The 7,222-nt window shown below is 63.2% G+C and carries 9 protein-coding genes and 1 pseudogene; 8 read left to right on the top strand and 2 right to left on the bottom strand.

The features are described from left to right. The first annotated feature begins 473 nt into the window (after positions 1-473). The 4 genes and pseudogenes from EPO41_RS15025 to EPO41_RS15010 form a co-directional block, all read left to right on the top strand. Complete coding sequence (locus tag EPO41_RS15025; RefSeq protein ID WP_296326518.1) at positions 474-869, top strand: rhodanese-like domain-containing protein; 396 nt, start codon at positions 474-476, stop codon at positions 867-869. Positions 870-896: 27 nt separating this feature from the next. Then, positions 897-1,253 (top strand): SHOCT domain-containing protein, encoded by a 357-nt coding sequence (locus EPO41_RS15020; RefSeq protein ID WP_296326516.1) that lies wholly within the window; start codon positions 897-899, stop codon positions 1,251-1,253. Positions 1,254-1,282: 29 nt separating this feature from the next. Then, on the top strand, positions 1,283-1,636 hold the full coding sequence (locus EPO41_RS15015) for a DsrE family protein (RefSeq protein ID WP_296326514.1): 354 nt from the start codon (positions 1,283-1,285) through the stop codon (positions 1,634-1,636). Between the two features lie 23 nt (positions 1,637-1,659). Then, positions 1,660-2,001, top strand: a pseudogene (locus EPO41_RS15010) (aminotransferase class V-fold PLP-dependent enzyme); the annotation flags it as partial. 66 nt (positions 2,002-2,067) lie between these two features. Here the strand turns inward: EPO41_RS15010 and EPO41_RS15005 are convergent. Beyond that, complete coding sequence (locus EPO41_RS15005) at positions 2,068-3,489, bottom strand: IS4 family transposase (protein ID WP_296326512.1); 1,422 nt, start codon at positions 3,487-3,489, stop codon at positions 2,068-2,070. 261 nt (positions 3,490-3,750) lie between these two features. Between EPO41_RS15005 and EPO41_RS15000 the strand changes: the two genes are divergently transcribed. Beyond that, entirely contained in the window at positions 3,751-4,482 is a 732-nt protein-coding gene (locus EPO41_RS15000; protein ID WP_296326509.1) for an aminotransferase class V-fold PLP-dependent enzyme, read from the top strand. Then, positions 4,479-5,189, top strand: coding sequence for a class I SAM-dependent methyltransferase (locus tag EPO41_RS14995; protein WP_296326505.1), 711 nt, complete (start codon positions 4,479-4,481; stop codon positions 5,187-5,189). Before EPO41_RS15000 ends, EPO41_RS14995 begins: the two co-directional genes overlap by 4 nt. A 22-nt stretch (positions 5,190-5,211) precedes the next feature. On the opposite strand, the gene EPO41_RS14990 is transcribed toward EPO41_RS14995, so the two are convergent. Continuing rightward, entirely contained in the window at positions 5,212-5,553 is a 342-nt protein-coding gene (locus EPO41_RS14990; protein ID WP_296326502.1) for a hypothetical protein, read from the bottom strand. On the opposite strand from EPO41_RS14990, the gene EPO41_RS14985 reads away from it, so the two are divergent. Both EPO41_RS14985 and EPO41_RS14980 read left to right on the top strand, forming a co-directional pair. Further along, positions 5,490-5,903: a hypothetical protein gene (locus EPO41_RS14985; protein ID WP_363246972.1), complete on the top strand. Its 414-nt coding sequence runs from the start codon at positions 5,490-5,492 to the stop codon at positions 5,901-5,903. The two genes, EPO41_RS14990 and EPO41_RS14985, sit on opposite strands and share 64 nt — an antisense overlap. 86 nt (positions 5,904-5,989) lie before the next feature. Continuing rightward, positions 5,990-6,936, top strand: a protein-coding gene (locus EPO41_RS14980; RefSeq protein WP_296326522.1) for an IS630 family transposase whose coding sequence is annotated in 2 segments (ribosomal slippage) — positions 5,990-6,329 and positions 6,329-6,936 — 948 coding nt in all. Because the reading frame shifts where the segments join, the coding sequence is not laid out codon by codon here. The last annotated feature ends 286 nt before the right edge of the window (positions 6,937-7,222 follow it).

Raw genomic sequence — 7,222 nt, 5'->3', positions numbered from 1 at the left:
CCCGCGAACTGCTGACGACAGTCTGCATTCCTTGCCGTCGATTTGCCAGCGAATGGACATTTCGTGGTAGGTAAGCGTCGCTCCGCCGTCTGGATGGAACCATGCTGTAGGACAGGAACAGCACGCCGCTGGCGAGATCTTGTGCTTAGCTGGCGGCTGGACAGCCCAGCGTCGGGACGTTGACATCGACTCGGGCTTGGACGATCCAACACTGATGCAGCTTTTGAATGTCCACACTGCGATTTACAATCAATTCCGTGGCTCATCCGCTGGCCCGGCATTTTTCTTCCAACCTGCGAACGCAGACGCTTACGCAGCCTACTATACCTCCATGTACTTGGTTCAAGACACCGGCGAAGCCGTCATGTGTCACATGGCGAATGATTTCTCTGCGGATCCAATGCAGGCCTATCTGGAATTTTGGGGCATCATGCAAGCAATCAGCATCCAGCAGGGTGCCATCTTTCAGCTGCATGAGGCAGTTCCTGCCGCGACTGATGCGGCGCCTACGCGGCGGCGAGGCGCCGCGATGGATCGACGAGGATGAGCTCGCGAGCCGGCTCGAGGAGGCCGGCGGTATTGCCGTGATCGACGTGCGCATGCCGGACGAGTTCACCGGCCCGCTCGGCCACATCGCAGGCTCGTCGAACATGCCGATCGGCGAGCTTCCTGAGCGCTTGAGCGAGATCAAGGCGCTCAAGGACATCCCCGTGATCCTCGTATGCTGGACAGACAAGCGATCGGCCAACGCGGCGGCCCTGCTTCAGGGCGCCGGGTTCCGTGATGTTTGGGTGCTGCGCGGCGGCATGGAGCGGTGGAACCGAAGTGGCCGGCCGGTCGATGGCCGTGCCGCTGTCGCGTCAGCGTGACGGGCGGCTGCGGGTGGAGGCAAGAAGATGTTGAAAATCTCCAATGCCACTTACGGTGCGGCAAGCCTCGCCGCCGCCATGTTGCCGACCGGGGTGTGGGCGCAGGCGCCGTCGGATGCCGAAAGATATGGATATGGCCCACACATGATGTGGGGCGGAGGGTGGTACGGGATGATCTTCGGTCCACTGGTCATGATCCTCGTGCTCGCGGTGATCATCGCCGTTGCCGTGCTTCTCGTGCGCTGGCTCGGCGGACCGTGGCCAGGCAGCGCATGGCATCAGGCGCCGGGCCGCACGCCGCTCGACATCCTCAAGGAGCGGTTCGCCCGGGGTGAGATCGACAAGCAGGAGTTCGAGGAGCGCCGGCGCGTGCTCGGCGAATAATCGAAGCGCTGCCGCAGGAGCGAGGGTCAATGAAGACGCTGTTCATCCTCAACGAGCCGCCCTACGGCAGCGAGCGCTGCTACAACGCGCTTCGCCTTGCTCACGCCCTTTTTAAGAAGGATCCGCAGGCAACGGTCACGGTCTTTCTGATGGCTGATGCGGTCATCGCTGCGAAAGTTGCCCAGAAGACACCAGACGGCTACTACAACGTCGAACGCATGCTGAAGCGGGTGCTTGTCGGCAAGGGGCAGGTCCTTTTGTGCGGCACCTGCATGGATGCACGCAGCCTGGCCGAGGCCGAGCTGATGGCGGGCGCGCGGCGCAGCACTATGGATGAGCTGGCCGTCGCCACAGTGGAGGCCGACAAGGTACCGGTGTTCTGACCTGTCACGGACGGAGCCCGCGCATGGCATCGATCTACCTCGACTACAATGCTAGCACGCCCATCGATCTCGTGGTTTCGGCGGCCATGCGGCCGTTCCTCGCGGATGCCTTCGGCAATCCGTCGAGCGGGCACTGGGCCAGCACGCCGGCGAAGGCCGCCCTGGAGAAGGCACGGGGGCAGGTCGCAAGCCTGCTCGGCTGTGCTGCGGACGAGGTGGTGTTCACGAGCGGCGGCAGCGAGTCCAACAACCTTGCACTCAAGGGTGCGTTCTTCGCCCTCAGGCACAAGGGCGAGCACATCATCACTACTGCCGTGGAGCACCCGGCCATTCTCGGTCCTTGCCGCTTCCTCGAACGGCTCGGCGCCAGGATCACCTGGCTGCCGGTCGATCGCACCGGCCGGATCGATCTCGACGCGGTGCGCGGGCTTTCAATTACCCACAATAATTGTGCCGACCGTGGCGCCCAATCCGATGTCGGTGAGGCGCGACAGTCCACGCCACATGACGGTGTTTCCGGGTGGAGGATCGCTGGCACGTGCAAGATAGCCGCCGAGCCGGGCGATCTTTGTCAGGTAATGGGAGAGGGTTCTCCGCCGGCGCGGCTTTTGATCTTTATCCTTCACGAGATGATCGAGCAGACCGATCTCGGCCCCGGTCAGTGCGAGAGTTGGTGAGACATCGGGGCTCGAGCGGTTGAGCATCGTCATCCAAAAGACGCGCCAGCTCAGGATGCAGTAGACCGCGATCAGATTGGCCAGGCGCTGAGCGGTCCTGAGCTTCGCCTCCTCGGCTCGACAGCCCGATTTGAGGATCTTGTGGAATACCTCGATCTTCCATCGCAGAGCATACCAGTCGAGCTTCTCAATGGTATCCTTGCAAGACTGAACCGGCAGATCGGTGATCAGCTTCCAGTCGATCTTCTTTCTGTTCTTTGGTGTCCTGCGCTCCTCGGCGTGGATCACGGTCAACGTCAGCGCGGGATATCGTTTCTGCTTTCCGATCGGTGGCAGGACTCGAATCCTGCGATATCTGATCTCGAGAACTGCCTCGGCGGGATCACCATCGTTGTCCCTGACTTCGATGCGATGCAGTCCTTTGACGGTGACCTCGTCCATTTCGTCGGCGATCGTGTGATCGCCGTCTCCGGCCAGGCGGTCGACGCAGGTCCGCACTAGAAAATGCGTCCCGACCTCCTGTGCCGCGCAGAAGAGTTCGTAGATGTCACTCTCGCGATCACCGATATGGATGCATCGTCCCGGGTCGCTCAGCAATTCTGTCGATTGCTTGAGATTTTCCAGCCACCGGACGCTTTCCTTCTTCTCGATGGGAATGCGCGTCGGGTTAACCTTCTTCTTGAGCGCAGCGGTGCCCTTGAATTTCTTCCGGGTCCAGAATTTGACGGCCGCCAATCCGAGCGGAAGCCCCTCGGTCGTTACCGCCAGACTGGAATGCATCAGGATGCCGCAAACCGTGTGCGATCTCAGGCGACCCGCTTTGTCGCGGCCGCTGTTGATGGCCTTGGTGATGCCGATCGCTTCCGGTTTCTCCCTTTGATAACTGAACTCCGTCGTATCGTGAAGCACCAGAACAGACCCATGGGTGGCGGCTGTGCGATCACGCGTCGATTGAAGATGGCCGGCCAGGATGTCTGCTTCGCTAACCCGCCCGTTGGAGAAAAAGCGATAAGCCGCCTTGGCGTTGGTCCAATCCTGGCAGACCAATGGAATGCTTTGCCCCATGGCGCTCCCCATCTGCGCCACTAGTTTGCGCAGCCGCTTGCTGAGACGCTCGTCCGCAAGACTACAGCCGGCAAGTTCCCCATCAACCCAGGCGTTGGTTGTTCCATTCATGGGCACCGCTCCTCTGCGATTCGGTGCCACACAAGGAATCATGATCGATTCCTCTCATGCAACAGCTTATGCGCCCGTCGCGTTCCGCAATTGGTAGCTTTCTGAAGTCGCGTAAACGGTGCCAATGAGCAACATAGATTCAATCCCGCTATCGAACACGCACGATAGACTCAACCCGGATCGTCGATCCGATTCTTTGGTTACTCATTGCCGCGTTGACGCCGCGATTTCAGCAGGCTGATAATTGTGGGTAATTGAAAGGTGCGCGGGGCCATTACACCGCGCACCATCCTGATCAGCGTAATGCACGCCAACAACGAGGTCGGCACGGTTCAGCCCATCGCCGAGATCGGCCGCATCGCGCGCGAGCATGACGTCCTCTTCCACAGCGACGCCGCGCAGTCGGCCGGCAAGATCCCGACGAATGTAGACGAACTCTGGGTCGACCTGCTGACGATCGCCGGCCACAGGCTCTACGCGCCCAAGGGTGTCAGCGCACTCTATGACCGTCGCGGCGTCGAGCTCGAGCCGCTGATCCACGATGCCGGCCACGAGGGCGGCAGGCGCGCCGGCACCGAAAGCGCGCTGCTCGCTGTCGGTCTCGGCGCGGCGTGCGCACTGGCGCAGGACCTTGCGCCGATGGCCCGCGTGCGGGCTCTGCGCGACCGATTGTGGCGTGATCTGCAGAGGCACTTCGGCGACCGCGTCATTCTCAATGGCCATCCCGACCGACGCCTGCCGAACACGCTGAACGTCTCGTTCGTCGGACGCATCGGCGCGGAGACCCTTGCCGGATTGCACGGCGTCGCCGCCTCGACCGGCTCGGCCTGCCATGCCGGCCGGATCGAGCTGTCGCCCGTGCTGGCAGCGAAGGGCGTGCCACTCGAGATCGGCATGGGTGCCGTCCGCTTCAGCCTCGGCCGCTACACGACTGCCGACGAGATCGATGCTGTCGGCGAGCGGCTGTCGCACGTGCTCGCGAATGCAGCGTGAGGCCGCCAGACGCAAGCCCGCTCGAGGCGCTTGCGGCATCCTACGGGCGCTGGCGGCGCAGCCGGCTTGGCCGCATCACGGACTCGCTGGAGGAACGTCTCATCGTCGACCTCGTGGGGCCTGTCGAGGGCCTCAGCGTGCTCGACCTCGGCTGTGGCGACGGCGCCCTGGCATCCCGGTTTGCGCACCTTGGCGCTCGGGTCACTGGGCTCGACGCCGACTCGCGCATGTTGACCGCGGCGCGTCGCCGGGCGGAAATGGAGCAAATAAAGCTCGCGCTCGTTCTCGGCCGCCTCGAGGCTCTGCCTTTTCCGGACGCATCGTTCGATCGCGTCGTCGCGGTGACGGTCCTTTGCTTTGTTCGCGATGCTGATCGCGCCGTCGGTGAGATGGCGCGCGTTCTGCGGCCGGGCGGCCGCGTTCTCGTCGGCGAACTCGGCCGCTTCAGTCTATGGGCCGCGATCCGGCGCATCCGCGGCTGGCTCGGCGCCACGACCTGGAAGTTCGCGCGCTTCCGCACGGCCGGGGAGCTGCGCGCACTTGTGGAGGCGCACGGCCTCGTGGTCCACGGGCTGCGTGGATCGATCTATTATCCGCCGTGGGAAAGGGCGGCGAGCCTGCTCGCCCGTTGCGATCCGTGGTTTGCGCGGTGGACGACCGTCGGCGCGGCGCTCATCGCCGTGGCGGCGGACAAGCCGACGAGATGAATCGAAGACGGGACTCATTGCATCATGTCCCGAAAGCCGCATCAGCAAGCCGCCGATCCTCGCCGACAAGCATTACGCTGCTGCGTCGGCTTTCACGCCGGAAAACCTCTTGCGCGAGGCGCGGCGCCAGAAGGGCCTGCACCCCGCGGCCGTGCCGCCGGTGTGCGTTCTCGATCCGGACGGCGATCTTGTGCGCCGGCTGGTCGCTGACGGCGCGGCATGGCGTGATATGGCCAGGGCTTGCTACCACACGGAGCTCTATCGGAGTGTTCATGACGATATCGAGCTTGGCCTCGTCGGCTGTGCCGTCGGAGCGCCGTTCGCAGTGCTGGTCGCCGAACAGCTCTTCGCCTCCGGCTGCCACTTCCTGGTGAGCATGACCTCAGCGGGTCAGCTCAGGCCGCTGCGGCCGCCGCCCTACTTCGTGCTAATCGAGCGCGCGCGCTGCGCGACGAGGGCACGAGCTATCACTATCAACCAGCCGCAGAGTTCAGCACGGCACCGACCGGCATGCTCTCCCTCATGGCCGGCGCCTTCGATAACCTGCATGTGCCGGTCGAGCGCGGCGCAACCTGGACAACAGATGCGCCCTTCCGCGAAACCGCGGCGGCGGTCGAGGCGATGCGCTCGCGCGGGCTGCTCGCCGTCGAGATGGAAGCCGCCGCTCTCTATGCTTTCGCGACGGCGCGCGAGAAGCCGGTGCTCTATCGCTAGAGCGGTTTCCCGAAAAAGAGAGTCTGTAGGGATTCCCAAGCTGGAGGAAGCGTGATTCGATTCTCCCGGCCAATGTCGGGGGAATGATGGGAAAGCCGTACAGTCAGGATCTGCGGGAGCGTGTTGTTGGCGCGATAGAGGACGGGTTGTCGACGCGCCAAGCGGCGGCGCGCTTCTCGATTGGCATAGCGACGGCTGGAGCGTGGGGTCGGCTGAAGCGCTCCAAGGGCGACGTTCAGCCGGCCAAGCAGGGCAAGCCGAAGGGCTCGGTGCTCGATGCGCACGCGGACTTCATCCTGGGAGCGCTGAGGGAGACACCCGACCTGACCCTCGACGAGATGGTCGATCGGCTCGCCACCGAGCGCGATGTGAAGGTGGTCAGGACGGCGGTCTGGAAGTTCCTCGACCGTCACGACATGACGCATAAAAAAAGACTGCACATGCCAGCGAGCAAGAACGCCCTGACGTAAAGGCCTCCCGCCAGCGGTGGCTCGATGAGCAGCCCGAGCTTGATCCGCAGAGTCTGGTTTTCATCGACGAAAGCGGGCTATCGACCAAGATGGCACGCCTGCGCGGTTGGGCGCCGAAAGGCCAACGCTGCTACGCCGCCATCCCGCACGGGCACTGGAAGACCGTTACCTTCGTCGGCGGGCTGACGCTTGCCGGCTTCATCGCCCCGATGCTGCTCGACGGGCCGATGGATGGCGAGGTCTTCCGGGCCTGGTGCGAGCAGATGCTGGCGCCGACCTTGCGCCCGGGCAACATCGTCATCATGGACAATCTGGCCGCCCATAAGGTCGAGGGCGTCAGGCAGGCCATCGAAGCAAGCGGGGCAACGCTGCTCTACCTGCCGCCCTACAGTCCCGATCTCAATCCCATCGAGAATGCCTTCGCCAAGCTCAAGGCTCACGTTCGAAAAGCCGCCGCTCGAACCATCGTGGCCCTCGAAACCGCTGCAGCAGGCGCCCTCCAAACCTTCAAACCAGCCGAATGCGCAAACTTCTTCGCCCACGCAGGCTATGGCTTCAATTAACGGGAATCTGCTCTAGCTATGGAGGCGACCTTCTCGGCTCTCACCGACCCCTTCCCGTCCTCTGGAGCGGTCGCCGCCGCTTCCAGTGCGGCTAGATCCGGGCACTTGCCATTCGGTGCATCGCGTCTATCTCGTCAGGGCTAAGCCTGTAGGTAGCCCTTTGCGATGACCAAGCGTGCAGATGGCGAGACAATTCTCCAGATCAATGCGCGGTCGCCCGAGCATCTCGCCGAACTGGTCCCATATATGGACCCTGCTGCATCGGGCCCTAAGACAACAACGGTAT

Source organism: Reyranella sp., from assembly GCF_004297265.1.
In the GTDB taxonomy this organism is placed as follows: Bacteria; Pseudomonadota; Alphaproteobacteria; order Reyranellales; family Reyranellaceae; genus Reyranella.
Note: the sequence above shows the minus strand (reverse complement) of the source record. Positions and strands in the feature narration are given on the sequence as shown.

Excerpts from the sequence above, each read along its gene's own strand:
- EPO41_RS15025 (WP_296326518.1), top strand. The coding sequence starts at position 474 with ATGAGGCAGTTCCTGCCGCGACTGATGCGGCGCCTACGCGGCGGCGAG.
- EPO41_RS15005 (WP_296326512.1), bottom strand. The coding sequence starts at position 3,489 with ATGAATGGAACAACCAACGCCTGGGTTGATGGGGAACTTGCCGGCTGT.
- EPO41_RS15020 (WP_296326516.1), top strand. The coding sequence starts at position 897 with ATGTTGAAAATCTCCAATGCCACTTACGGTGCGGCAAGCCTCGCCGCC.
- EPO41_RS15015 (WP_296326514.1), top strand. The coding sequence starts at position 1,283 with ATGAAGACGCTGTTCATCCTCAACGAGCCGCCCTACGGCAGCGAGCGC.